Source organism: Mucilaginibacter sp. (assembly GCF_965201005.1).
Taxonomy (GTDB): domain Bacteria; phylum Bacteroidota; class Bacteroidia; order Sphingobacteriales; family Sphingobacteriaceae; genus Mucilaginibacter_A.
In genome coordinates, this window is sequence record NZ_OZ241747.1 from 728282 (window position 1) to 753416 (window position 25135).

Genomic DNA, 25135 nt, shown 5'->3' on the forward strand with positions numbered 1-25135 from the left:
GTAGGATATTTGGTGCAAAAATGAAAATTTTCATCAAATAGCAGTTGTTTTCCAGTAAAAAATTAAACCGTTACGACAGGATAAACATTTAAAGGATTAATAGTTATGGTTGAAATATAATATTTTAGCAGAAATTAAATTTCTGTTATGCAAAATTTACCAGCTAAAAGAAGCATCAGGTTATTTCTGACTGTTGGCGCAGCCGTTTATTTATCGGCCGGTTGTGTAAGCGGGCAACTTGGCAAAAGCAAGGGGCAGGAATTTAGGAACGGCATGGTGGTTTGCGCTTATCCTGATGCCGCAAAGGCCGGTTTGGAAGTGCTGCAAAAAGGCGGCAACGCGGTAGATGCTTCTATTGCAGTGCAGTTTGCGCTGGCCGTTGTGCACCCAACAGCGGGCAACATTGGCGGCGGCGGTTTTATGGTTTATCGATCTTGCAAAGGCGAAACCAACACGCTGGATTTCCGGGAAAAAGCACCTGCTGCGGCCAGTACCAACATGTACCTGGATTCGGCCGGGAATGTTATTGCAGATAAAAGTTTGCATACGCACCAGGCTTCTGGCGTGCCCGGCTCGGTGGATGGCATGGTGGAGGCGCACCGGAAATATGGCAAATTAAAATGGGAAGAGTTGGTGCAGCCGGCCATCAATCTGGCTGAAAATGGTTTTAAGCTGACGGATAAATTAGCCGCCAACCTGACATCGGCACAAAGCAATTTTCAAAAACTTAATCCCGGAAAAAATTATTATTTAAAGCCCGGTGGCTGGAAAGCGGGCGATATTTTGGTGCAGGAAGATTTGGGCGCAACTTTAGAACTGATCCGGGATCAGGGCCGAAACGGTTTTTACGATGGAAAAGTAGCGGATGAACTGGTGGCCGAAATGAAAAGCGGCAACGGTTTAATCACCAAAACAGATCTAAAAAATTACCATTCGGTTTGGCGCAAAGCCATTACAGGCAACTATAAAGAATATAAAATCATCACGATGCCGCCGCCTTCCAGTGGCGGGATCGCGCTGCTGCAATTGCTGCGGTCGGTAGAGCCTTTTCCGCTGAAACGCTGGGGGTTTAACCAGGATTCTACTGTGCAGGTAATGGTTGAGGCAGAACGCAGGGTTTATGCAGACCGGTCTAAATACCTGGGCGACCCGGATTTTTTTAAAGTGCCGGTGGATAGTTTGCTTCAACCCAAATACATCGATATGCGGATGAAAACCTTGGATTGGGACAAAGCGACGCCGAGCAGCAGCATCCGGCCGGGATCTTTTGCGGGATATGAAAGTGATCAGACCACGCACCTGGTTGTGGTGGACAAAGAAGGCAATGCGGTTTCTGTTACCACTACCTTAAACGGTTCGTTCGGATCAGGCATTGTGGTAAAAGGCGCAGGTTTTTTGCTGAACAACGAAATGGACGATTTCAGCTCAAAACCGGGCGTGCCGAATATGTTTGGCTTGATAGGAGGGAAGGCCAATTCGATCCAGCCGGGAAAACGGATGTTAAGTTCGATGACGCCTGCCATTTTGGAAAAAGACGGTAAACTGTTTATGGTAGTAGGCACGCCGGGCGGAGCTACCATAATCACTTCGGTTTTTCAAACAATTTTGAACGTGATTGAATTTGACCAGGGTATGCAGCGCGCGGTTACATCCAAACGGTTTCATCACCAATGGCTGCCGGATGATATCCAGGTAGAAAAAGGTGCGCTGGATAGTGCCACTACTCAAAAACTGGAAAAAAAGGGTTACAAAATTTCGCCGCATGGCCCGATTGGCCGCGTGGATGCCATCCTGAAAACCAAATGGGGCTATTACGAAGGTGGTGCCGACCCACGGGGCGATGATACTAAATTAGGCTGGTAAATTTTAACTGATAAAAGAAGCATCAACACAAAACCCGATTTGTTAAAATATGTTAAGCCGCGGTTTTTGAAAATTAAAACGATAAATTTGCGGTTTACCCTGTTGGCATGAATAAGTTGTTTGTTGTTTTTGTACTGGTATTGGCCTGCTCGGCTTGTGCAAAAACAAATTCGGACACAGAAGCTTATCTGGCACAGATCGGGAAAGACAGTGTAACTATCCGTAATTTTCTGGTTGCCAATAATATACCGATAAAAAAAGTATCCGATACTATTGGGGTTTATTATCAGATAATTGATTCCGGGACAGTGGCCAGCTCTTATACCAGTTCAACTTTAATTACGGTTGGTTATACGGCCAAAATTATCCCCAAGCCCGAAATCATCAGCAAAACTGATACCATCCATCCATCCTACACTTTAGGAAATGTGATCAGAGGTTGGCGTGTGGGCATTCCGCTGATAAATAAATACGGCCGGATACGTCTTTTTGTACCTTCACGTTATGCTTACGGTCCTGTTTCGCAAACCAGCAACTTAATGATACCAGGAGGCTCCTGTCTTGATTTTGACATTCGATTATATAACGTTACCAATTAAATAATTTATAATGAAGCAATTTGCTTTTGCCTTTTTGGCCATACTTGTTTTAGCCATGTTTTCCTGCAAAAAGGATTACCAAACTATATCTTCCTACGACGATCAAACTATACAAAGCTATATCTCAGCCAATCATTTAACAATGATGGCAGGCGACAGCGGAATTTATTATCACATAATTAAACCAGGCGATACCGGAAATCCATTAACAGATACCGACAGGATTTTTTATGCTTTTACGGTTAAAACATTGGATGGAAAATATATTTCTACTGATACCGTGTTAAACCGGGTGGCCAACTATGTGGGTTCAAACCTTACAACTTTACCGTTTGGTTTGCAATACGGGCTTAAAAAATATTTGCAAAGGCGTAACGGTATTATTCAATTGCTTATTCCTTCTAAACAAGCTTACGGCGTGAGCGGTTTTCCAAGTGCCAAAATCCCGGGAAATGAATCTTTGGATTACACGGTTTACCTGTACAATGCTGATAGCCAGTTGGCTTATGATACTATCCAAATCAGAAATTACATTAAAAAAAATAACCTCACCGGATTTAAAAAAACCGTTTCCGGGTTGTATTATCAAATTTTAGATGGTGGTTCAGGGAAAGATCAGATATACAGCACATCTTCAGTTACTGTTACTTTAAACAAAGGAGTGTTAAAAAACGGGACAACTACTGTTGTTGAAACCACAAGCCCTGCGGCTCAAAATGTTGGTGCTTTTAATTCTGCAGGAGTACGGGAAGGTTTACAGAAAATCAACTCAGGCGGCAAAATCAGGTTGTTAATTCCTTCTGATTTAGGTTATGGCAAGAATCCTGCATCAGCCACGGCGGGTGATTACAATTACAAAATCCCACCAGCCTCGATATTAGATTATACCATAAACGTAACCGCAGTAACCAACTAATTTAGGTTGATAAAAGAAGCATTTAACTTTATTTGTTCAATGCTTCTTTAAAGGCTTTCAGGCAACGGTCGCGGGCTTCTTTATGATCTACAATGGGTTTTGGGTATTTTAATGGGTCATCAACCTCCGGAACCCATTTTTTGATATATTCCATTTTTGGGTCGAAGCGTTTGGTTTGCGCCTCCGGACTGAATATCCGGAAAAACGGAGCTGCATCAGTACCTGTACCGGCGGCCCATTGCCACCCGCCAACATTGCTGGCCATATCATAATCCAGCAGTTTTCTCGAAAAATAATGTTCGCCCCAGCGCCAGTCAATCAACAAATCTTTACTTAAAAAACTGGCCGTAACCATGCGCAAACGGTTGTGCATCCAGCCAATCGTGTTCAGTTGCCGCATCCCGGCATCCACCAGCGGATAGCCGGTTTCGCCCTTGCACCAGGCTTCAAATTCCTGGTCGTTGTTGCGCCATTCAACTTTTTCAAAATCGGTTTTGTAAGCATGATCTTTTGTTTGCGGAAAATGCCAGAGCACCATCGCATAAAAATCCCGCCATATCAATTCGTTCAGCCAGGTTTTTTCTGCGGATTTGCTGGCTTCCGAGGCCAGTTCGCGAATGCTGACCGTGCCGAAACGCAAATGATGACTGATGCGGGAAGTGCCGTCCATAGCCGGAAAATCACGGGTTTTGGCATAATCGGCAATTATAGATTTATATTCCTGATCCGGAATGGGCAAACTGCTTTCTGTAAAACCAATAGATTGCAAAGTTGGAAACTGTAGTTTGATCTGAAGCAGATTTGCAAAATATTTTTCTGTTGGATAAGCTTTCAGGTAAAAACTGTTCAACTTTTCCAGCCATTTGCGTTTATATGGTGTAAAAACAGTATAAGGTTGGCCGTCCGGTTTGGTAACCTCGTCCCGATCAAAAATTACCTGATCTTTAAAAGTACAAAACATACTGTTTTTACCGGCTAAAATTTGGGCAATGGCCGCATCGCGCTCTTTGGCATACGGCTCATAATCCTGGTTGGTAAAAACAGTGTCCACATCGTATTCTTCCAAAATTTCTTTCCAGGCGTTTTCCGGTGAAGTATTTTTGATAAGGACAGAACTGCCTGAGTTTTTCAACTGCTTGTCCATTTCGGCCAGACAACGATAAATAAACGTAACGCGTGAATCATCCTGATCGTCCAGCTTATCCAATATCACGGTGTCAAAAATAAACACAGGCAAAACCGGTTTCCCACTTTTTAGTGCGCGGTAAAATCCGGCATTATCATACAATCTCAAATCCCGCCGAAACCAGAACACGTTAATGCTTTTTTTATTAGGCATAAATTTGGCGCAATGCTTCTTTTAGGGTAGGAAATTTGAATTGAAATCCGGCCGCTTCTATTTTTTCTGCAGATACTTTGGTGCTATATAAAACCACGGCACTCATTTCGCCCATTGCTAACTTTAAAGCAAAAGCAGGGACTTTTGGCAGCCACAACGGGCGGTTTAGTTGTGTGGCGGCAGCAACAGTCAGCTTAAAATTGGTAACCGGATTGGGTGCCACCATGTTGTAAACGCCGGTCAGGTCATTTTCTACCCCGAACAAATACATATCAATTACATCCTGCAAATGAATCCACGGAACCCATTGCCTGCCAGATCCCAGCACCGTTCCGAAACCAAATTTTATCGGTAAGGCCAGCTGTTTCAAAGCACCGCCTTCGTCTGTTAAAACTACGCCAGTCCTGAATTTCAGGATTTTTAAACCTAAAGCTTCCCCTTTATCTACGGCCTGTTCCCAGGCAACACAGCATCTTCCCAAAAAATCTACCATCGGCGGTGATTTTTCTGTAAGCAGTTCATCGCCCCGATCACAATAATAACCGGTTGCAGAAGCAGAAATGATTTTTTTAACCTGATGCGGATGTTTTCTTAATAAACTATAAATCAGTTCGATAGATTTTGTACGGCTGCTTAGGATTTCCTGTTTCCGTGCATCCGTCCAGCGTTCGTCTGCAATTCCGGCACCGGCCAGATGGATAATTATAGCTACATCATTGATGCAGTTTGGGTCGATTTCCGCTTTCTCCACATCCCATAAAAAAGTTTTAACCGGTGGAATGTTGGCTGCTTTACGGCTTAAATGGCTCACGGTATAACCTTTGTCCAGCAAAAGTTGCGTTAAAGGTTTGCCAACCAAACCGGTGCCACCGGTGATTAAAATATGCTTTCCCATCAGCTTGAAACAACTTTTTACAGTAAATTTAGTTTGGCCGGAAGCATAAATATTTGAACGAGATATTGTTTTTTTGAACAGAAAAATGGGTAAAAACCGATTTATCGGCAACGTTAAACAACCATGTGCAGGCCGTTTGAACCCCTGGCTTTTAAGGGAATGCTGTTTTTATCACCCTAAAATTTAGCTGGCAATATAGCTTTCCAACTGCTGGATGGTTTGTTTCTGGTCTTCGATGATAAACTTTACCACATCGCCGATCGAAATCATGCCAACAACATAATTGTTTTCGAGCACAGGCAAATGGCGGATTTTTTTGTCTGTCATCATTTCCATACATTGATCGATAGTGCTGTTGGTAGAAAGTGTGAGCAAATCCGCGGTCATGATTTCCCTGACTGGGGTTTCTTTGGATGATTTTCCCTGTAAAACCAGTTTTCGCGCATAATCGCGTTCGGTAAAAATGCCCAGTAAATTTTCCTGCTCCATGATCAACAAAGCACTGATGTTTTTTTCGAGCATCATTTGCAAAGCATCAAAAACGCAAGTTTGAGCGGTTACATGATAAACCTGACGGCCTTTTTTTTCGAGGATTAAATTGATTTTCTTCATGATATAACTGGTTAACGGTTAGGAACCTAAAGATAATCAATAAGATAAAAATAGCATCATATTTTTAATAAATGTAATGCTGTTTTTAGCACATAAAAAAAGAGGACTGTACTTAAACAACCCTCTTTTTCAATTTTTAATGAAATCAGATATTACATTTTGCTTGAAGTATCTTTTTTCATTTTTTTCATCTTACCCATTTTGCCCATTTTTTTACCTTTTTTCATGGTATCCTGGCTCATTTGAGTAGCATGTTTTACAGGAGATGCATTAGCTGTTAAACAGGTAGCAACTATCATCGCACCCGCCATCATCATTGCTTTCAAAGCTGACATTTTCATAATTCTTAGTTTTAGTTTGTTGATTATTAATTTAGTTTTATAAAGGTAAACACATACAAGCCAATTTGTTTGTAACAAAACTTGTTTTTTTACTTTATTCTAAATAAAATAACTCGTATTAACTCAATATATAATGAACAATTTTTTAAATGAAGCTTTAAACGAAGCAAAAATCGGTTATCGTGAAGGCGGCATCCCAATCGGTTCTGTTTTGGTGCACCAAGGCAAAATAATCGGCCGCGGCCACAATCGCCGTGTGCAAAAAGGGAGTGCAATTTTACACGGAGAGATGGATGCACTGGAAAATGCCGGCCGTTTGCCTGCTGCCGTTTACCGGGAATGCCAGTTATATACCACACTTTCGCCTTGCCCAATGTGCTCTGGTACTATATTGCTTTACGGTATCCCAAAGGTAATTGTTGGCGAAAATAGAACGTTTTTGGGGGAGGAAGATTTGCTGCGTGCCCGTGGTGTAGAAGTAATTTTGGCTGATGACCAGCAATGCTACCAAATGATGCAGCAATTTATAAACGAAAACCCTGAGTTGTGGAACGAAGATATCGGTGTATAAATTGATACTGTTTTTATCGGCTTAAATTTTGCCAATAATAGTGCATAAAAAAGCTTCACTTAAAAAGTGAAGCTTTTTTTATAAATAAAAACAATACTAACTTTTTGCTGCATCACGCAAAGCTTTCACTTCGTTATGTGCAGATAAAATACCTTGATTTTGACTACTGATGGCAGTGCTGATGTTAGCGTCCCAGCTTATATCAGTATCGCCTAAAGCTTCTTTGTAAGCTTTTTTAGCTACATCCTCGCCAGATTCACATTCTGCTAAAACAGCATGGCGATCATTACTGGTAAAAGCACCTTTTACATCAATCCAGGCATGGTGTAAATCCCCGGCAATACTGGTTGAATCTGCCGGTTTTCCACCCAGGGATTTTACAAAACCTTCCAATTCTGATGAATTTTTTTTGCTTTGTGCAACATAACCCGGAAACAAGGCTTTTAAATCAGCTTCCTGAGTATTTTCCAAAGCTTTTTGGTAGCCCGCAGCGCGGTCATTATTTATTTTAATTAAATCGTTTAATGCAGATACTTGATTTTCTGCGGTTTCTGAATTTGCCATAATTTAAAGTTTTGATACGATGGCAACAGTTATTTACAACGATAGTTTTTTAAAATTGAAAGTAGTCGATAAACGGAAGATTTTTTTAAGAAGACAAAATATATCCGATAAAAAAAGCATTTGTTTTTAGACAAACAAAAAACACCTTTTGCACCTTTTATTTTCGGTTGCTTTTGAGTCTGGACAGATTCAAAAAATCATCTTATAATATCAAACCAATGGAAAACAAAAATCAGCAAAACAGAACTGAAACCAACAAAAAACTGCAGGATCTGGAGCAAGACACTTCTTATGTCGATGGTAAATTTTTAACAACAAACCAGGGCTTAAAAGTAAACGACGATCATAACTCCCTGAAAGCAGGCGAGCGCGGACCAACACTTTTAGAAGATTTTATTTTACGGGAAAAAATCTTTCATTTTGATCATGAACGCATACCGGAACGTGTGGTGCATGCGCGTGGGGCAGGCGCGCATGGTTATTTTCAGGTGTATGACGATTCGTTGAAAAAATATACCAAAGCCGGTTTTTTAACAGATCCGTCACGCAAAACGCCCATATTTGCGCGTTTTTCTACTGTTGGCGGATCAAGAGGATCAACAGATCTGGCGCGTGATGTACGTGGTTTTGCCGTTAAATTTTACACCGAAGAAGGTATTTACGATTTTGTCGGAAACAATATCCCGGTGTTTTTTATACAAGATGCGATCAATTTTCCTGATCTGATACATGCTGTAAAACCAGAACCGCATAATGAAATCCCGCAGGCCGCGTCTGCGCATGATACTTTTTACGATTTTATCTCCCTGATGCCCGAAAGCCTGCACATGCTGATGTGGATTATGAGCGATCGTGCCATCCCGCGCAGTTTGCGGATGATGGAAGGGTTCAATGTTCATACCTGGCGTTTGATCAATGAAGAAGGTAAATCAGTTTTTGTGAAATTTCATTGGAAACCGCTTTTGGGCGTACACTCTGTAGCTTGGGACGAAGCTCAAAAAATATCCGGTAAAAACAGTGATTTCCACCGTTTGGATTTATGGGAAGCAATTGAAAACGGCGATTTCCCGGAATGGGAACTGGGCTTTCAAATTATACCGGAAGAAGATGAACATAAGTTTGGCTTCGATTTGTTGGATGCCACGAAATTAGTGCCTGAAGAGCTGGTGCCGGTACAACGTTTTGGTAAAATGGTATTAAACCGTAATCCGGACAGTTATTTTGCTGAAACAGAACAGGTTGCCTTTCATCCCGGCCACATTGTTCCCGGTTTGGATTTTACAAACGACCCTTTATTGCAAGGCCGATTGTTCTCTTACACAGATACGCAGTTGTCCCGTTTAGGTAGTCCGAATTTTCACGAAATCCCCATCAACCGTTCTATTGCCCCAATTATCAATAACCAGCGCGATGGCCATATGCGCCAAACTATCAACAGCGGCCGTACAGCTTACGAACCGAATAAGATTGCAAACGGCAGCCCGAATCAGGCAAAAGTATCAGAAGGTGGTTTTACATCTTACCAGGAGCGGATTGAAGCCGCAAAAATCCGTGCCCGCAGTGCAAGTTTCCGGGATCATTTTAGTCAGGCCACATTATTTTTCAATTCGCAATCCGAGCCGGAACAAAACCATATTATCGATGCCTTGAGTTTTGAACTGGGCAAGGTAGAACTGGACGAAATAGTGACCAGAATGCTGGGTTTGTTAAACCAGATCAGCAATAAGCTGGCATCTAAAGTTGCAGACAAACTGGGCATGGACGTACCGGCAGAACCATTAAAACCGATCAATTTTAGTCATGGTGCGGATGCAGATATGACTGAAAGTGAATCTGTTGTGGGAAAATCTTCTGTACAGAAATCAGAGGCTTTAAGCATGGCCAAAATCATTAACCCAACGATCAAAACACGTCAGATTGCATTTTTAGTTGCCAATGGTTTTGATGGTGAAGCGTTAAGCGCGATGAAAACTGCTTTAACGGCAGAAGGTGCAATGGTGAAAATTGTGTCACCAAAAGGCGGCAAAATCAAATGCAGCAAAGGCAACGAGTTAAAAGTAGATCAAAGTTTTTTGCAGGCCGCTTCGGTTTTGTTTGATGCCGTTTATGTCCCCGGCGGGAAAAACAGTGTCGATATGCTGATTATGGAAGGTGATGCATTGCATTTTGTGGATGAAGCCTATCGCCACTGCAAGGCAATTGCTGCCGATAAAGAAGCGGTTGAATTGTTGAAAGCTTCGTATTTAGGAAAAAAGGTATTTGCGGCAAACCCGGATGAAGCTGGTTTGGTAAACAAAGGTTTGATTTTAAACCAGGCACCGGCCGCCTTTGTAACCGCAATCGGCAAACACCGTTTCTGGGAGCGTGAAAAACCGGAAGAAAAGTTTCCAGCTTAATTACTGATACTGTTTTTATCGGTATAAAATCCGTGCAGTTGGTATAATTGCACGGATTTTATGTATCCAGATATTGAGTACATTTCTCAAATAAAAATTTTCTCAAATACAAAAACCCACGCCAACTAAAATCAGCATGGGTTATTTTGTTTATAAAAGAAGCGTACTTCTTTTATCGGTATAAATTTAGGATTGAGCTTCTACCGCTTCCAACTCATGATTTACAACTATTTTTTCCTTTTTACCAAATAAACGCTTTTTAAGGTTTACGCGGATGAGGTACATACAAGGTACTAAAATCAGCGTGATCACGGTCGCAAAACCTAAACCAAAGATCATCGTCCATGCCAAAGGCCCCCAGAAAGCTACGTTATCTCCACCAAAGTGAATATGTGGTTTAAACTCTGTAAACAAGCCAATAAAATCAATATTAAAACCAACTGCCAGCGGAATTAAACCCATAATGGCGGCCGTTGCAGTGAGCAAAACCGGCGTCATCCGCGTATGGCCTGCTTCCACCACGGCATCGTGTACGCTTACGCCTTGTTCAACCAGCATATCGGTAAATTCTACCAGAAGGATTCCATTTCGGACGACAACGCCTGCCAGCGCAATAATTCCGATGCCGGTCATTACAATGGCCATCGTCATCCCAAAAATCGTTACACCAAGCAACACCCCGATAATGCTGAAGAAGATTTCACTAATAATGATGAGCGTTTTGCCAATGGAATTGAACTGGATCATCAATATAATCAAAATCAAACCAAAAGACGTAGCCAAAGCACCACCCAAAAAGGTTACGGCTTCGAGCTGGTCTTCCTGTCCGCCACCTTGTCGGATGATGATATCGTCCGGCTTCTTAAAGTTTTTGATGGCTTTCAAAATTTCAGCGTTTACCTCGTTGGCGTTGTAAGGCTTAATCACGCTGGAACCTAAAGTCAGCACACGCCTTTGTTGTTTGTGTTTGATGTTGCTGTACGTTTTTGTGTAGCGGACATCGGTGAAGGCCGACAACGGAACCTGCCGGATCACACCGCCCAAACCCATGTCCCGATACGTGATTTTCATATTTTTAAGCTCGTCGATGTTACTCCGCTGGCTTTCCAAAGCGCGTACTTTAATCTGGTAATCATCTTCTTTCGTATTCCTAAAATCGCCAGCTTTCGCGCCAAAAACAGCGGTGCCCAATGCCTGGCTGATTTGTGCGGTATTTACACCTTCACGATTTGCCCTTTCGCGGTCAATATCAAAAACGATCTCCGGTTTATCGTTCTGTACATCAGCGGTCAGATTTTCTATCCCGGCAATATTTTGTTTTTCAATATAACTTTTCAATCGGTCACCGGTCTTTACCAATGAATCTAAGTTATCGCCAATAATTTCAATACTTATATCTTTTTGTACCGGCGGACCGCTATTTTCCTGTGCTACAGATATCTTTACACCAGGGATAATGCCTTGCACTGATTTACGGATATTGGCCAAAACCTTTTTGGTATCTGCACCTTCACGCTTGCCAAATTCTACAAAAGCAACCGTAATTTTGCCTTTGTTTTCATAATCGCCCTGATCTTCGTCCGTTGGGTCAGTTACACCTTTGGTTACATTGGAAATAATTGACGAAACAATATTTTTATCCGGCGCAACGACTTGAGAGACATTTTTTTCCAGTTTTTTAACAACTTCGTTTGTAGTTGCCTGGTCTGTCCCGATCGGCATTGTAACATAAACGTATGCAAAGTTTGGATCTCCGGAAGGGAAAAATTCCGGTGTTTTGCCAAACAACGATGTTAAAACAATAGCTAAAACAAACAGCCCAAACGTACCGGATAGAATAGTTACAGGCCGTTTTACTGCCCGTTCCAACCATTTGGCATACCAGGCTTGAAACCGCGGCCAGGTATTTTCCTGAAAATTGTCAATCACGCCCAATAGAAAGAAATGATTGATCAGGAACAACACAATCATCAAAGCCATGAAATTGCCAAAACCAACATTGATAAAATAGGCAACAGTAGTAGCAATGGCCAGATATATCAGGGTGCGTTGCAGCTTTTTATCAAATTTAGGATGCTGATGTTCTCCTTTTACGTGAGGCTTCATAAAATCAACCGCAAAAACCGGGTTCATAATATATGCCACAACCAGTGAGGCCAATAACGTGATAATCAATGTGATCGGTAGAAAGAACATAAAGTGCCCGATTAAACTGTTCCAAAAAGCTAAAGGAACGAATGGTGCAAGCGTCGTCATCGTACCGGAAAACACTGGTAAAAACACTTCGCCGGCGGCTTGTTTTGCTGCTTCTTTTATCGGTACTTTTCCGTTGTCAAAAATGCGGTGCGTGTTTTCGATCACTACAATGGCATCGTCCACAACAATCCCTAGGGCAAGCAGGAAAGAGAAAAGCACGATCATGTTTAGCGTAAACCCTATGGCGGGCATTACTAAAAACGCTATAAAGCAAGATAACGGAACCGAAAGTGCCACAAAAATAGCGTTAGTGGTTCCCATAAAAAACATCAGGATCACGGTCACCAATATAAAACCGATTACAATGGTGTTGATCAAATCGTTCAGCGTTGTACGGGTTTTGTCAGACTGATCGCCGGTTACCGTAATGTTCAAACCCTTCGGGAAAACGGTTTTTTCTTTTTGTTTGATTAGTGCGTTGATCTTGTCCGATGCTTGGATCAGGTTTTCTCCCGCGCGTTTACTAACGTTTAAGGTAATCACATTTTTAAAATCAGGACTGTTCGACGTTTTCAACCGAGCATAACTTTCCTGTTCTAAAAACGAATCTTTGATATTTGCGATATCACGCAGGTAAACACTTTGCCCTTTCGGGTTTCGGATCGCCATTTCCGCAACTTCAGCAGCGTTTTTAAAATCCTGCTTGATATCGATGCTGCGCCTGACACCATCGGTTTTGATCGTTCCGGCAGTTGTCAATATGTTTTCAGAACCGATAGCCTGGATAATATCGTTAAAACTGATTTGCGCGGCGGCCATTTTATTCAAATCAACGTTGACCTGAATTTCGGGCGTGAGCGCACCAACTTCATCAACTTTAGAGATTTCCTTGTAACTTTCGATATCATCTTTCAAAAGATCGGCATATTCTTTCAAACGTTTTAAATCATAATCACCGGAAATATTGATGTATAAAATAGGCAAATCGGCCACGTTGATATCTGAAATAACGGACTCTTTCAAGTTATCGTCATTCTGCGGAAGATCTTGCTTTGCTTTGTCAACTGCATCTTTTACGTCAATTTTTGCATCTTTAATGTTAATGTTGGCATTAAACTCTGCCGTAATGATAGAAACATTCTGAACCGAGTTTGAGGTAACTTTTTTCAGTCCTTTCAAGGATTTCAGCTGTTTTTCAATCTGCTTGGTCACTAAGTTTTCAATATTTTGGGGCGATTGGCCTGCATAAGCGGTCGTCACAAAAACTTTGGATTGCGCAATGTCCGGAAAGTTTTCTTTCGGCAAACTGTTGTAACTAATCAAACCCAGCACTGTGATCAAAAATATGAGCACATAAATGGCGGTTTTGTTGTCAATGGCCCAGCTTGAGGGCGCAAATTCTTTTTTTAGATCTTTCATACTGTTTTGAGATCAATAAGTTAAATTAACTTGCTTGCTGAAGCACTTTTACTTTGTCGCCATCTTCCAGGTCTTCGGCACCAGCCGTAATCAATCGGTCTCCGGCTTTTAAGCCTGATAAAATTTCAGACTCGCCATTATAGGTTTTTCCAACCTTGATGTTTTTTCTTTTTGCCGAACCATTATCATCCACAAAAACGTAATCGCCATCTTCGGATTTCTGGATGGCTTTTACCGGGATCACGATGGCATCTTTATTGCCGTAATTGGCAATTTTCAAAATCGCCGTCATGTTCGGTCGGAGGTTTTTGCGTGTTGGCAGTTTAATCTCTACGGCAAAACTCCTGGACGTTGGATCGATGGCTTTAGCAGCAAAAGTAACTTTAGTTGTAAGTGAATCATTAGCGTCCGGTATCAAAATCTTCACATTGTTTCCGGTGTTTACACTTCCGGAATAAGATTCGGGCACATCGGCTTTAACCTTTAAATTATCAGCATTTACAATCCGGATGCCAGTTGCGCCGGGCTGTGCAACTTGCCCGAGTTTCAGGTCCATTTGGTCAATAGTTCCGTTGATTGGCGAAACTATCCGGTACATACTTGCCTGTTCGCGCAAAGCGGCAACTTGTTTCTGTGCGCTTTCAAGATTGGTTTGCGCTTGTAAATATTGCACTTCCGTCCCGATTTTTTGGTCCCAAAGGTTTTTCTGACGCTGATATAAAGTTTTCACCAAGGCAACCTGTGCTTCTGCCTGGGCAATGTTCTGCTTCAGAACACTATTGTCCAACTGAGCCAAAACTTGTCCTTTTGATACATGCTGGCCAGGTTTTGCATTGATGGCAAGGATTGTTCCCGGTGCTTGCGGATATGCTGTTACGTTATCCTGAGCATCAATTTTACCTTGTATCTGCACATAATTGGTAAAATTGCCAGGCTTGATTTCGGTGATGGCCACATCTGTTGATTGTGTAGAATCTGAAGAACCGGTTGCTGCCTTGAGCTTATCAATCTTGGCATTGATATTTGCCTGCTGTTTTTGCAGATCGGCCAGTTCGGTTTTTTTATCTTTCGGTTTCTGGGAACATGCCGCTAAAAACAGCATGGGTGCTATGTATAATATTTTTTTCATTGTTTGTAAATATGATATTGGTCGGTTATTTAATTCTGCCGTATGCTCTTTCCAAATCTACTTTACTTACTAAAGCGTCGTAAAGTCCCTGGATGTATTGATTATCTGCATTTTCCAGTTCAGTTTGAGCTTGAGTAACTTCAATACTTGAACCTACGCCCTGCTGATATTTTATTTTGGAAACCCGCAGAACTTCACGTGCCAGTTCCTGGCTTTTCTTTTGGTTGTTGAGCGTTTGCAAACCGTTGGTATAAGCAACGCTGGCCTGGCTTGCCTGTAAATTTAAAGAGTTTTTCAAATTGATCAGATCGTTCTGGGATTTTAAATAAGTAATTTTCGCCTGCTTAATCTGGTTCAAACGCTGAAAGCCATTAAATATAGGCACATTTAAAGTAAGGCCAACATAACTTGACGGAAAAGAAGAATTATATAACTGTCCGAAAGAGTTGTTCTGAAACGCAGCGGCAACACTTCCATTTGCTGTTAAAGACGGATAATATTGCGAAATCCTGTTTTTTATATCCAAAGCATTCAAATCCTTTTGGCTTTCCTGTAAGCCATACTCTATACGGTTACGGTAAAAGGTGGTATCTGTAGTGTAGGCAACCACATTGTTGTCCAGGCCAACATCGGCCAATTTATCTACCAACGTTAAATTATATTCAATCGGCATTCCCATCTGAAATTTCAACAACTCATAATTTAATGCCAGCAAACGAAGCGTGTTCTCTCTGTTGGTTACCAAATTATTGTATTGAACGGTAATTCTGTCAACATCTATTTTCTCAACAAACCCCTGTTTGTTTTGCGCCGTTGTTTGTTCAACCTGTTGTTTCAGCTGATTGATATTGGCATCCAGCAAACGGATTTGCTCATTGCTGACCAATACCTGGTAATAAGCTTTGGTTACGTTAACATCAACATCAATTTTAGAACGGGTATAGTTTCTGTTGGATAATTCTTTATACGTTTTTGCCGCTTTTAACCCAACCAAATAACTTCCGCTAAAAATAATCTGACTGGCGTTTAACGCTAAGTTGGAGTTGTAATTAACACCAAACTTTACGGGTATAAAAGTACCCGGCTGATTAAAAAATTCGCCTGGCAAAAGTGTTGTGGGCAGTTTTAAATAATCGGTGAAAGTAGCCTGTCCGCTAATTTGTGGCAAGCCAATTCCAATAGTTTCTTTCACCCTGTATTCTGCGCTTTTTATGTCGAGGTTGGCGTTAACAACAGTGCTTTGGTGGTCATCGGCATATTTAACACAATCTGCAACACTAAAATTATAAGTTTGACCGCCAGTGGGTTGCAACTGACAAAAGGCTTTAAAACCTTCTAAAATTAAGATCAGTATCGTTACTGTTTTTTTCATTGAAAATCGGATAGGGTATAGTAGATAGTTTAAGGCAGGTTTTTAATTACTGATTGAAGTAACAGCGTTTTTATACTGGTCAAGCAACTCATGGCCGCTCAAGGTGCAAATGCCATAGTTAAAATGTTCCAGCAACTGGTATTGTACTTTCCACGGACTAAATTCTGTTACCGGAAAAATGCTCGTGTTAAAACCCATTTCTACCTGGTTTAAGCGCATTTTGGCCAAAATTTTCACATCCAGATCCGGACGGATAAAGCCCTGTTCAATGCCTTTTTTTAAAAGTTGTTCCAAAGTATTGATCAAAACATCGGCTTTAAAATTTTGAAATTCTTTCCAAGCGTCCGGGTGATATTTCTGAATATCGTGAATTACAATCGGGTTGATACGTGAATATATTTCTTCGGAACATTTCATCATGTTGATCATTTCCTCAATTACATTGCCGGAAGTTTCTATAATTTGATGAATCTGACATTCATCTTTGTTCAAGTTTTTTTTGATCAGCGCAATCACCAATTCGTTTTTATCACTAAAAAACTGGTAAAGTGTTTTTTTGGACATGCCCAAATGCCGGGCAATATCGTCCATCGTAACACTTTTTATACCTGCTTGCATAAAAAGCTCTTCACCGCCGGCAATTATTCTGTCTTTCTGATCTGTTGACATAACCCCGCAAAACTAAGGAAACAATTTTAGTTTTAAAAGTTTCCTTACTTTTTTACTTTTTGAAGATAAACTTTAATTTACTATCAAAAGAATGACAAACTGCTTTTTTGACGGGAAAATCTGATTTTTGTTACAACTAAAAGCAGGTTTCTATTTTATGCTGAATTTGTATGCTTCTTTTACCACCTAAAATTTAGCGGTTTTTTATGATGTGTATATCAACATGGATAATTAAATCAAAATTTAGGTGGTAAAAGAAGCATGGCAAACCTATCACCGAAGTTTAAACCAGCCCTTAAATACGGCAGGCTAAAAAAGCATCAGGCATAATTAAACTTTAAACCATGACTTATGCAAACAAAAAAAGGGACAAGATCACGCTTGTTCCTTCTTTAATAATCAAATTACGGATGCTTCTTTTACCACCTAAAATTTAGTATTCCAGCAGCACATGCGGCCTGAAAGTGTCTGTTTTAACATTAGCTTTCAATTCGTGCAAAATGTTGTACAAACCAAAATTTGTACGGTTAACGTAGATGAAATGCTTGACGCCGCGCGCCTGTTTAAACTCCGGCATTTTGGCGATTTTTTCACCAAAAGCGTATAATCGGTCAAAAAAATCCGACTGGCTGAAATCAAAACTGTCCGTCATGTAAGGTTTGGCAAACAGCCCGATCATTTCTTTATAAGCTTCATAATAAAACTCCACTTGCTGTGGGTTATCTTTTGGCAAAATCATTTCCAACTGCCGGAAAGCTTTGATCGTTTCTTCTTTATTTTGAAGCAAATCCGAAGAAGTAGTGGAGAAAAATGGATAATAAAACTCATCAGGCATTTCTTTGATACAGCCAAAATCGATCACGCCAAGTTTACCTTCCGGCGTGATCATAAAATTTCCGGGATGCGGATCGGCATGAACGGCACGTAACTCGTGCTGCTGGAAATTGTAAAAATCCCACAACGCCTGGCCGATGATGTTTCGTTCTTCCTGTGAAGGGTTGGTTTGCAGATATTCCTTCAAATGTTTGCCTTCCAGCCAGCTCATCGTAATGATGCGTTTTTTAGAAAGCTCCGGATAATAGGTTGGGAACACTACGTTTTTTAAATCCTTACAAGCTTCTGTAAACTCGATCGAACGGCGCACTTCAAGCTCGTAATCGGTTTCTTCCAGCAAGCGTTCTTCTACTTCGCGCATGTAAATGTCCAGTTCCTTTTCGCTCATGCCCAAAAGGCGGAAAGCAAAAGGTTTTACTAATTTTAAATCCGAGGAAATAGAATCGCCAACGCCGGGATATTGAATTTTCACGGCCAGTTTCTGTCCGTTCAGTTCTGCTTGATGAACCTGGCCGATGGAAGCCGCATTGGTAGATTTTAAGTTGAATTTGTCAAAAATCTGCTCCGGCGGTTTCCCAAAGTACTTTCGGAAAGTCTGTACGATCAGCGGGCCGGAAAGCGGCGGCGCGTTGTATTGCGACTGCGAAAACTTGTCCACGTAAGCCGTTGGCAAAATATTTTTGTCCATGCTCAGCATCTGCGCCACTTTCAAGGCCGAACCTTTAAGTTCGCTCAATGATTCGTAAATGTCCGCCGCATTGTCTTCGTTCAGCTCGTCCTTGTTCAAATCCGGGTTAAAAAGTTTTTTCGAGTAATGCTTTACATAATTTCCGCCGATCTTAAAACCCGTTTTTACAAACTTGGCCGATCGCTGTACTTTGGATGTTGGTATGCTGTTTTGTTCTTTGTTTTCTTCGCTCATGCTGTTTTTATCGGCATAAAATTGGTGTTGTTTAATTTGAGCGGAGAGTGGGGAAAGAGGAGCGGAAAATCAAAAAGAACGTGTCATTCTCAATTTTCAATCTTGTTTTTCAACGCTCTTTTCTCCGCTCACCGCTCTTCTCTCATTTGGGCGTGCCCCTGCGGGTCGGGCTATCCGCTGCAAGTCCTCGCTGTGGGCTTTCCGCTGTTATCCCTCACACGCCTGCAAAGCACTGTATTATCCATTGTGTTATCGTAATTTAATTATTGCGGCTCTGTTTTGTTTTCTTCCTTTTTTTGCCAAACTTCTTGCGGAAGTAAACCTTTCTTATCCTTAAAATATGCCAGTATTTGTTCTGAATTCATATCTTGAATTTCTAAACTTATTTGATCGCGAATTTTTCGTAATTGGGCAACCATAGATTCAGTTTGCTGTGTTTCAGTCTTCATATTCTAAAATTTCTCTGGGTGATCTTATTTCCAAAACTTTATGTCCAAACTTGATATTAACAGAATTATATCCGCGGATACGATTTACATTTACAATGTGCTTAAAATTCCAACTAACTAAAATATCCGCATTATTAAGCGTAGCCAAGGCGATATGATTACAATCAAAAATGCTGGTTTTGCCTACTACTTTTTCTTCAATATAAGCAATAGCTAAATCGGTGGCATTAATAGAATTTTCTATAATTTCAATACACTCTGAAGGAAATTTAGCAACAAGTTTTTTTACTCTTTCAGGAGCATTTTGCAATTCTATACTGGTCAACTCAGAATAAATAACCTTATATTTTCCTTCAATTATTTGATCAAAAAGTATCTTTGTCCAAAGTTCAAATTCTGCATCAAAATAGCCACCGAAAACAGAAGTATCAAGATAAAGCCGCTCCATCAAAACTTCATCTTCTCTTTAAAACCGCCGTTCTTCACCAAAAACTTGCCGTAATCCAGCAAATTATCAACAGGCGAACGCTGGAAAAGATCAAATGTAACGTTTACACCTTTTTCAATCGCTTCGTCTGTTTTTTCAAAACCTTTGGATTCATCGTTCACCCAAAAATTCAAAATAAAACCAAATTGAACCCAAAGCGCATCTTTATAACGGTTGGCCAAAAACTTACGGTCGGCCAGTTCGCCGGTTTCAATACCTTCCTGCAAAATCTGTACGCTGAAGTTTTCAAATTCTTCTTTTAAGCCGATGTAGATTTTTGGTGTGCCCATGCCTTTTGCCGCGCGTTTGCTGCTGAAAACCGCAAAACTTCTTTTACCCTTTAATAATTCAAAAAAGCTGTAAAAAAACGACAGACCTTTTTCGCGGGCAGAATATTGCGGCCAAACTTCCTGGGTTTTGATTTCGGCGATGGTTTTTAAGGCCAAATCCGTCCAGATGCTTTGTTCCACACCTTCAAACGAACCAAAATGCTGGTAAAATTCATCTTCGGAAAACTCATTTTTTTTGGCGAAAATATAAACGGATTTCGGTTGTTCGCCTTCGGTTAAAACATAATCAATATAATCGTTCTGGATTTTTTCTGTTGAGATCATGATTTTTATGGGATAAAAGAAGTATGTAAAATGAAAGTATTAAGTTACGGACAATTTTGCTGCTCAAGCCTGTTGACGAAAGGTTTGATGTTGGGCTGACAAATGCTGTTTCACCCAAAAACATCCGGTAAAAGAAGCATTGCTTTTCATTATTTAACGTTTAATTCCTGCGGAAATTTCTCCGGTTTGGCATAACTTAAACGCGCCAGTTTTTTGGTTGTATGATAAGAATCCAAGCCCGAAGCTGTAACAGAACCTGCTTTTTCAAGGTCAACAAAACCATCTTCGGCAACAAAGCCTTCATCAACTTTCACCCATTTGATTTCGCCGATGATAATGCTGGTTTCGTTTAAAGTTACCGGCATAATTTCTTTCAGTTCCAAACCGATTGACAGTGAAGATTCGGCTACATACGGGGCTTTAAAACCATCAACATAGGCTTCTGTCAAACTACATTTTCCAAATTCAGATTCACCGGAAGGATAACGTGCGCTGGCCTGATGTGCTTCTTTATACCAATCGGCCAGTACATTATTTAGCGTATAAAAACCGGTTGTTTTGATGTTTTTCAGCGTATCGTGTTGCGGGCCGGGCGGCCGCGCAACCATGCCAACCAGCGGCGGATTGGCGCCCAGGTGGAAAATCGAACTGAAAACAGACAGGTTGGTTTTGCCATCTTCACTGATTGTTCCGATCAATTGCAAGCTTTTAAATCCGCCCAAACTATTGATAAACATGGCGCGAAACTGCTTTTCCATCTGCATCAGGGCATCGTGATCATAAATCATTTTTAGAGTGGTTTTAAGGTGGATAAGCCGCCGTCAATGTTCAGGATTTGCCCCGTGATCCAGGAACTTTCATCTGATAATAAAAACTTTGCTGCCGAAGCAATATCGTCCGGCTGCCCGAATTTGCCCAGCGGATGGCGTTTGGCCGATGCTTCCTGTTTTTCCGGTGTGCTCAATAAATTTTGTGCCAGCGGTGTATTGGTCAACGATGGCGCAATCACATTTACACGGATTTTGCCCGATGCAAATTCTGCCGCCAGGGAAACGGCCAGGCTTTCAACGGCACCTTTGGATACGGCAACACTGGCGTGATAGCTCATTCCGGTGCGCGCGGCAACCGTGCTGAACAAAACCACAGAAGCATTTCCGCTTGCTTTTAAAGCTTTTAATGAAGCCTGGATCAATGAAACCGCACCTAAAACATTCAGCTTAAAATCGTTTAAATAATCTTCACGCTGCAAACGCTGAAAAGGCTTTAAATTGATGGATCCCACGGAATAAACCAGACCATCAATTTTCTCCGGAAATTGTGCCGTAAAAACAGTATCGTCCGAAGTAAAATCATGCGGGATGTGCGTTACGTTTTCAGGCAAATCCGTGCCGATATTCCTCGAAACCACAAAAACTTTTGCACCGGCTGCGGCCAATTGTTTTACTAAAGCCAGGCCAATCCCAGAAGTTCCGCCGGCAATTATTATATTTTTATCTGCAAAACCCATACTGTTTTTACCGGCTAAATTTGTTAGTGTTTCAGGGTAACATAAGTTGTATTTGTTTGTTCAGTAAAAACTGAAACCAATATGCCGCCCGTAAAAAAATATACAAAATCTAATTTGCCTTCTAAAATTTGTGTACAATGCGGGCGGCCTTTCGAGTGGCGCAAAAAATGGGGGAAATGTTGGGGCGAAGTAAAATATTGCAGCGATAAATGCCGGAAAGCCAAATAAGCGGAACATTGAGCCTTAAAACAACGATTTTATACTTAATTTGTAATGATTATAAATTATGAGCGGTAAAACGATTTTAGTTTGGTTTAGAAATGATTTGCGGATTGCGGACAACGAAGTGCTGACCGAAGCCGTAAATAAAGGCGATGCCATTTTGCCGGTTTATTGTTTTGATCCGTTTTATTACCGTGTTACTGTTTTTAGCACCCAAAAAACCGGCAATTTCCGGGCGCGCTTTATCAACGAATCTGTTGCTGATTTACGGCAGTCGTTACAAAATTTAGGCGGTGATTTATTGGTCCGGCTGGGCGATCCGGCGGTAATTATCCCGGAATTGGTGCAGCAATATCAGGTTTCGGAAGTTTATCATCACCGTGAAGTGGCTTTTGAGGAAACCGAAATTTCGGCAAAAGTGGAAGCGGCTTTATGGAAGATGAAAATCAACCTGAAACACTTCATCGGCCACACACTGCACAACAAAGAAGACTTACCTTTCCCGATCAAAGATATTCCGGATGCTTTTTCGGTTTTCCGCAAAAAAGTAGAACGCGACAGTCAGGTGCGCCGTTGTGCCGTTCCACCGCAGAAAATAAAAACGCCGGAAATTAAGGTTTTAGGCGAAATACCAACTTTGCAAGAATTGGGTTTGGCCGAACCTTTTGATGATGAACGTGCGGTAATGCGTTTTTTAGGTGGAGAAAAAGAAGGTTTGAACCAGCTAAATAATTTTGCCGGGGAAAATCAGGATAAAACGGTGAAAGCTAACCCGGTTGTGGGTGCCGATTTTGCCAATACGATGTCGGCTTGGTTATCGATGGGCTGTATTTCGCCGCGCCAAATTTACTGGCAGGTGCAGCAATACGAAAAATCGTATGGCAGCAATGTGCTGACCACTGCTGTAATTTTGGAGTTGTTGTGGCGTGATTATTACCGTTTTATGTTTAAAAAACACGGCGATCAGTTTTTTCAGAAAGAAGGTTTTAAAGGCCAGGCACCAACGGAAGCGGCCAACCAGGATGAGCTTTTGGAAAAATGGAAAACCGGCCAAACCGGTGTACCTTTTATCGATGCCGTAATGCGGGAAATGAACGCCACCGGCTATACCAGTATCCGCGGGCGTTACAATGCGGCCAGCTTTTTGGTGCGTGATTTACACGTAAACTGGACGTGCGGTGCCGCTTATTTTGAAGAAAAACTGATTGATTACAGTCAGGCCACTAACTGGGGCAACTGGGCTGCGCTGGCTGGCGTGGGCAATGACCCGAAGGAAAACCGCAATTTAAACGTAGTTAAACAAGCCGGAGAAATTGATCCGAAAGGCCAATATGTAAAACTTTGGGTGCCCGAATTGGGCGCAATTCCGGGCAAGCAAATCCATACGCCATTTTTTTTAACACCAGCAGAATTAGCTGTTTATGGAATCAAACTTGGTGTTGATTATCCGAAGTTGGTAATTGAACCCAAATGGCAGAAATTGACGGACAAGAACGCGAATGTTTTTTAGGCTGACAGCTTTGGCGATCAGCTTTTAGTTCCTTTAAATTCAGTATTATTGCCTGGTTTTAGCTGAATGCCAATTGCTAAAAGCTTTAAGCCTTTTCAAACCTATACTTATTTTATCGGTTAATTTTTCGTGAAAACTTTACGATTAATTCTCGGCGATCAACTCGTCAGCACGCATTCCTGGTTCCGGCAAAAAGAACCGGAAACAATATATGTGCTGATGGAAATGATGCAGGAACAGACTTATGTAAAGCATCATGTCCAGAAAATACTGGCGTTTTTTGGTGCGATGCGCAATTTTGCTTTTCAGTTGGAAAAAGCTGGCCATCAGGTAGTTTATCTCAAGCTGGACGATCCGGAAAATGAACAAACGCTGGCCGGAAACCTCCAAAAAATCATCGATAAAAACAGCATCGTGCGGTTTGAATATTTGCTGCCTGATGAATATCGGCTGGACGAACAATTAAAGTCTTTTTGCAAATCTTTAAATATCAAAACCAAAGCATTTGACACTGAACATTTTTTTACAACGCGCGAAGAAGTCGGCGATTTTTTCTCCGGCAAAAACCAGTTGATTATGGAAAGCTTTTATCGGCATATGCGGCAAAAGCACGACCTGTTGATGAACAGAAACGAACCGGTTGGCGGCTTGTGGAATTTCGACCACGATAACCGGAACCGCTTTGACCATAAAGTTGCTTTGCCCGAACCTTTGGTTTTTGAACACGATTTGAGCGAAATCAAAGCTTTGATTGATGCGTTGAAAGTTCCGTATTTTGGAAATGTGGAAGCCGGAAAAGTGGATTTGCCGCTTTCCCGGAAGGAAGGTTTAAAGCTGATTGATTACTTCTGCCAAAACCTGTTGCCGCATTTTGGCACGTATGAAGATGCGATGTTGCAGGAGCATAAATCGCTTTTTCACTCGCGTTTGTCGTTTGCGTTGAACGTGAAATTGATCTCGCCAAAAGAAGTCATCGGACAGGCGATAATGACTTGGCAGCAAAACCAAAAAGAAATCAGCTTGCCGCAGATTGAAGGTTTTACACGGCAAATTTTAGGCTGGCGCGAATACATGCGCGGTTTGTACTGGGCCAAAATGCCGGAGTTTGCGGAGAAAAACTTTTTCAACCATCAGGCAAAACTGCCGCAATGGTTTTGGAACGGCGAAACCAAAATGAACTGTTTAAAACATTGCATCGGCCAGTCGCTGGATTTGGCTTGGGCGCATCACATCCAGCGTTTAATGGTAATCGGGAATTTTGCCTTGCTTTCTGGTTCAAATCCGCACGAAGTGGACGATTGGTATTTGGGCGTTTACATTGATGCCATGCAATGGGTGCAACTGCCCAACACGCACGGCATGAGCCAGTTTGCCGATGGCGGTATCGTAGGCACCAAACCGTACGTAGCTTCAGCGGCCTACATCAATAAAATGAGCGATTATTGCGGCAACTGTTTTTACGATAAAAATAAAAAACACGGCGAAAAAGCCTGTCCGTACAACAGTTTGTACTGGGATTTTTTCTCCCGGAACGAACATTTACTGACTGGTAACCAGCGTTTAAAAATGATTTACGGCAACCTGCACCGTTTAAAACCAGATGATCTGGAAAAAATTTTAGAGCAGGCAGCGGTTTATAAAAATAAGGTGGAGGAGTTGTAGGAAGAGGCAACGCGTAAGGCATTTTTAATGTTGTACAATAAAAAACA

The 25135-nt window shown here is 41.5% G+C and carries 23 protein-coding genes; 8 read left to right on the forward strand and 15 right to left on the reverse strand.

All coding sequences use genetic code 11. The features are described from left to right. The first annotated feature begins 147 nt into the window (after positions 1-147). The 3 genes from ggt to ACOFKR_RS03240 all read left to right on the forward strand — a co-directional run bounded on the left by ggt (position 148) and on the right by ACOFKR_RS03240 (position 3378). On the forward strand, positions 148-1863 hold the full coding sequence (gene ggt / locus ACOFKR_RS03230) for a gamma-glutamyltransferase (RefSeq protein WP_419802596.1): 1716 nt from the start codon (positions 148-150) through the stop codon (positions 1861-1863). 107 nt (positions 1864-1970) lie between these two features. Next, positions 1971-2462 carry an FKBP-type peptidyl-prolyl cis-trans isomerase gene (locus ACOFKR_RS03235; protein WP_419802597.1) on the forward strand — a complete coding sequence of 164 codons (492 nt, stop codon included), beginning with the start codon at positions 1971-1973 and terminating at the stop codon, positions 2460-2462. 10 nt (positions 2463-2472) lie between these two features. Continuing rightward, on the forward strand, positions 2473-3378 hold the full coding sequence (locus ACOFKR_RS03240; protein ID WP_419802598.1) for an FKBP-type peptidyl-prolyl cis-trans isomerase: 906 nt from the start codon (positions 2473-2475) through the stop codon (positions 3376-3378). A gap of 28 nt (positions 3379-3406) precedes the next feature. Here the strand turns inward: ACOFKR_RS03240 and ACOFKR_RS03245 are convergent, their stop codons facing one another. The 4 genes from ACOFKR_RS03245 to ACOFKR_RS03260 form a co-directional block, all read right to left on the reverse strand. Then, entirely contained in the window at positions 3407-4717 is a 1311-nt protein-coding gene (locus tag ACOFKR_RS03245) for a cryptochrome/photolyase family protein (RefSeq protein ID WP_419802599.1), read from the reverse strand. Next, positions 4710-5612: a TIGR01777 family oxidoreductase gene (locus tag ACOFKR_RS03250; RefSeq protein WP_419802600.1), complete on the reverse strand. Its 903-nt coding sequence runs from the start codon at positions 5610-5612 to the stop codon at positions 4710-4712. Before ACOFKR_RS03250 ends, ACOFKR_RS03245 begins: the two co-directional genes overlap by 8 nt. Before the next feature lie 183 nt (positions 5613-5795). Then, on the reverse strand, positions 5796-6224 hold the full coding sequence (locus ACOFKR_RS03255) for a CBS domain-containing protein (protein ID WP_419802601.1): 429 nt from the start codon (positions 6222-6224) through the stop codon (positions 5796-5798). A gap of 152 nt (positions 6225-6376) precedes the next feature. Then, positions 6377-6565: a hypothetical protein gene (locus ACOFKR_RS03260; protein WP_419802602.1), complete on the reverse strand. Its 189-nt coding sequence runs from the start codon at positions 6563-6565 to the stop codon at positions 6377-6379. Positions 6566-6698: 133 nt separating this feature from the next. Here ACOFKR_RS03260 and ACOFKR_RS03265 point away from each other — a divergent pair, with 133 nt between their 5' ends. Next, on the forward strand, positions 6699-7136 hold the full coding sequence (locus ACOFKR_RS03265; protein ID WP_419802603.1) for a nucleoside deaminase: 438 nt from the start codon (positions 6699-6701) through the stop codon (positions 7134-7136). Positions 7137-7232: 96 nt separating this feature from the next. Here ACOFKR_RS03265 and ACOFKR_RS03270 read toward each other — a convergent pair whose 3' ends face one another. After that, positions 7233-7700: a PA2169 family four-helix-bundle protein gene (locus ACOFKR_RS03270; protein ID WP_419802604.1), complete on the reverse strand. Its 468-nt coding sequence runs from the start codon at positions 7698-7700 to the stop codon at positions 7233-7235. A gap of 218 nt (positions 7701-7918) precedes the next feature. Between ACOFKR_RS03270 and ACOFKR_RS03275 the strand changes: the two genes are divergently transcribed. Next, a complete protein-coding gene (locus tag ACOFKR_RS03275; RefSeq protein ID WP_419802605.1) occupies positions 7919-10096 on the forward strand; it encodes a catalase in 2178 nt (725 codons plus the stop codon). A 186-nt stretch (positions 10097-10282) separates the two neighbouring features. Here ACOFKR_RS03275 and ACOFKR_RS03280 read toward each other — a convergent pair whose 3' ends face one another. The 10 genes from ACOFKR_RS03280 to ACOFKR_RS03325 all read right to left on the reverse strand — a co-directional run bounded on the left by ACOFKR_RS03280 (position 10283) and on the right by ACOFKR_RS03325 (position 21694). Next, positions 10283-13711, reverse strand: coding sequence for an efflux RND transporter permease subunit (locus ACOFKR_RS03280; protein WP_419802606.1), 3429 nt, complete (start codon positions 13709-13711; stop codon positions 10283-10285). Positions 13712-13736: 25 nt separating this feature from the next. Next, positions 13737-14840 (reverse strand): efflux RND transporter periplasmic adaptor subunit, encoded by a 1104-nt coding sequence (locus ACOFKR_RS03285; RefSeq protein ID WP_419802607.1) that lies wholly within the window; start codon positions 14838-14840, stop codon positions 13737-13739. 25 nt (positions 14841-14865) lie between these two features. Further along, positions 14866-16212, reverse strand: a complete 1347-nt coding sequence (locus ACOFKR_RS03290; protein WP_419802608.1) for a TolC family protein — start codon at positions 16210-16212, stop codon at positions 14866-14868. A gap of 42 nt (positions 16213-16254) precedes the next feature. Further along, positions 16255-16881, reverse strand: coding sequence for a TetR/AcrR family transcriptional regulator (locus ACOFKR_RS03295; RefSeq protein WP_419802609.1), 627 nt, complete (start codon positions 16879-16881; stop codon positions 16255-16257). Between the two features lie 433 nt (positions 16882-17314). Then, positions 17315-18637 (reverse strand): ABC1 kinase family protein, encoded by a 1323-nt coding sequence (locus ACOFKR_RS03300; RefSeq protein ID WP_419802610.1) that lies wholly within the window; start codon positions 18635-18637, stop codon positions 17315-17317. Between the two features lie 263 nt (positions 18638-18900). Next, positions 18901-19086: a hypothetical protein gene (locus ACOFKR_RS03305; protein WP_419802611.1), complete on the reverse strand. Its 186-nt coding sequence runs from the start codon at positions 19084-19086 to the stop codon at positions 18901-18903. Then, on the reverse strand, positions 19076-19534 hold the full coding sequence (locus ACOFKR_RS03310; RefSeq protein ID WP_419802612.1) for a PIN domain protein: 459 nt from the start codon (positions 19532-19534) through the stop codon (positions 19076-19078). Before ACOFKR_RS03310 ends, ACOFKR_RS03305 begins: the two co-directional genes overlap by 11 nt. After that, positions 19534-20187: a TetR family transcriptional regulator C-terminal domain-containing protein gene (locus ACOFKR_RS03315; RefSeq protein ID WP_419802613.1), complete on the reverse strand. Its 654-nt coding sequence runs from the start codon at positions 20185-20187 to the stop codon at positions 19534-19536. The genes ACOFKR_RS03310 and ACOFKR_RS03315 overlap by 1 nt, the downstream gene beginning before the upstream one ends. Positions 20188-20336: 149 nt before the next feature. Beyond that, positions 20337-20975 (reverse strand): flavin reductase family protein, encoded by a 639-nt coding sequence (locus tag ACOFKR_RS03320; protein WP_419802614.1) that lies wholly within the window; start codon positions 20973-20975, stop codon positions 20337-20339. A 2-nt stretch (positions 20976-20977) separates the two neighbouring features. Then, a complete protein-coding gene (locus ACOFKR_RS03325) occupies positions 20978-21694 on the reverse strand; it encodes an SDR family NAD(P)-dependent oxidoreductase (RefSeq protein ID WP_419802615.1) in 717 nt (238 codons plus the stop codon). Positions 21695-21775: 81 nt separating this feature from the next. On the opposite strand from ACOFKR_RS03325, the gene ACOFKR_RS03330 reads away from it, so the two are divergent. The 3 genes from ACOFKR_RS03330 to ACOFKR_RS03340 all read left to right on the forward strand — a co-directional run bounded on the left by ACOFKR_RS03330 (position 21776) and on the right by ACOFKR_RS03340 (position 25088). Then, complete coding sequence (locus ACOFKR_RS03330) at positions 21776-21922, forward strand: DUF2256 domain-containing protein (RefSeq protein ID WP_419802616.1); 147 nt, start codon at positions 21776-21778, stop codon at positions 21920-21922. A 58-nt stretch (positions 21923-21980) separates the two neighbouring features. Continuing rightward, on the forward strand, positions 21981-23426 hold the full coding sequence (locus ACOFKR_RS03335; protein ID WP_419802617.1) for a DASH family cryptochrome: 1446 nt from the start codon (positions 21981-21983) through the stop codon (positions 23424-23426). A 129-nt stretch (positions 23427-23555) separates the two neighbouring features. Continuing rightward, positions 23556-25088, forward strand: coding sequence for a cryptochrome/photolyase family protein (locus ACOFKR_RS03340; protein ID WP_419802618.1), 1533 nt, complete (start codon positions 23556-23558; stop codon positions 25086-25088). Positions 25089-25135: the final 47 nt, after the last annotated feature.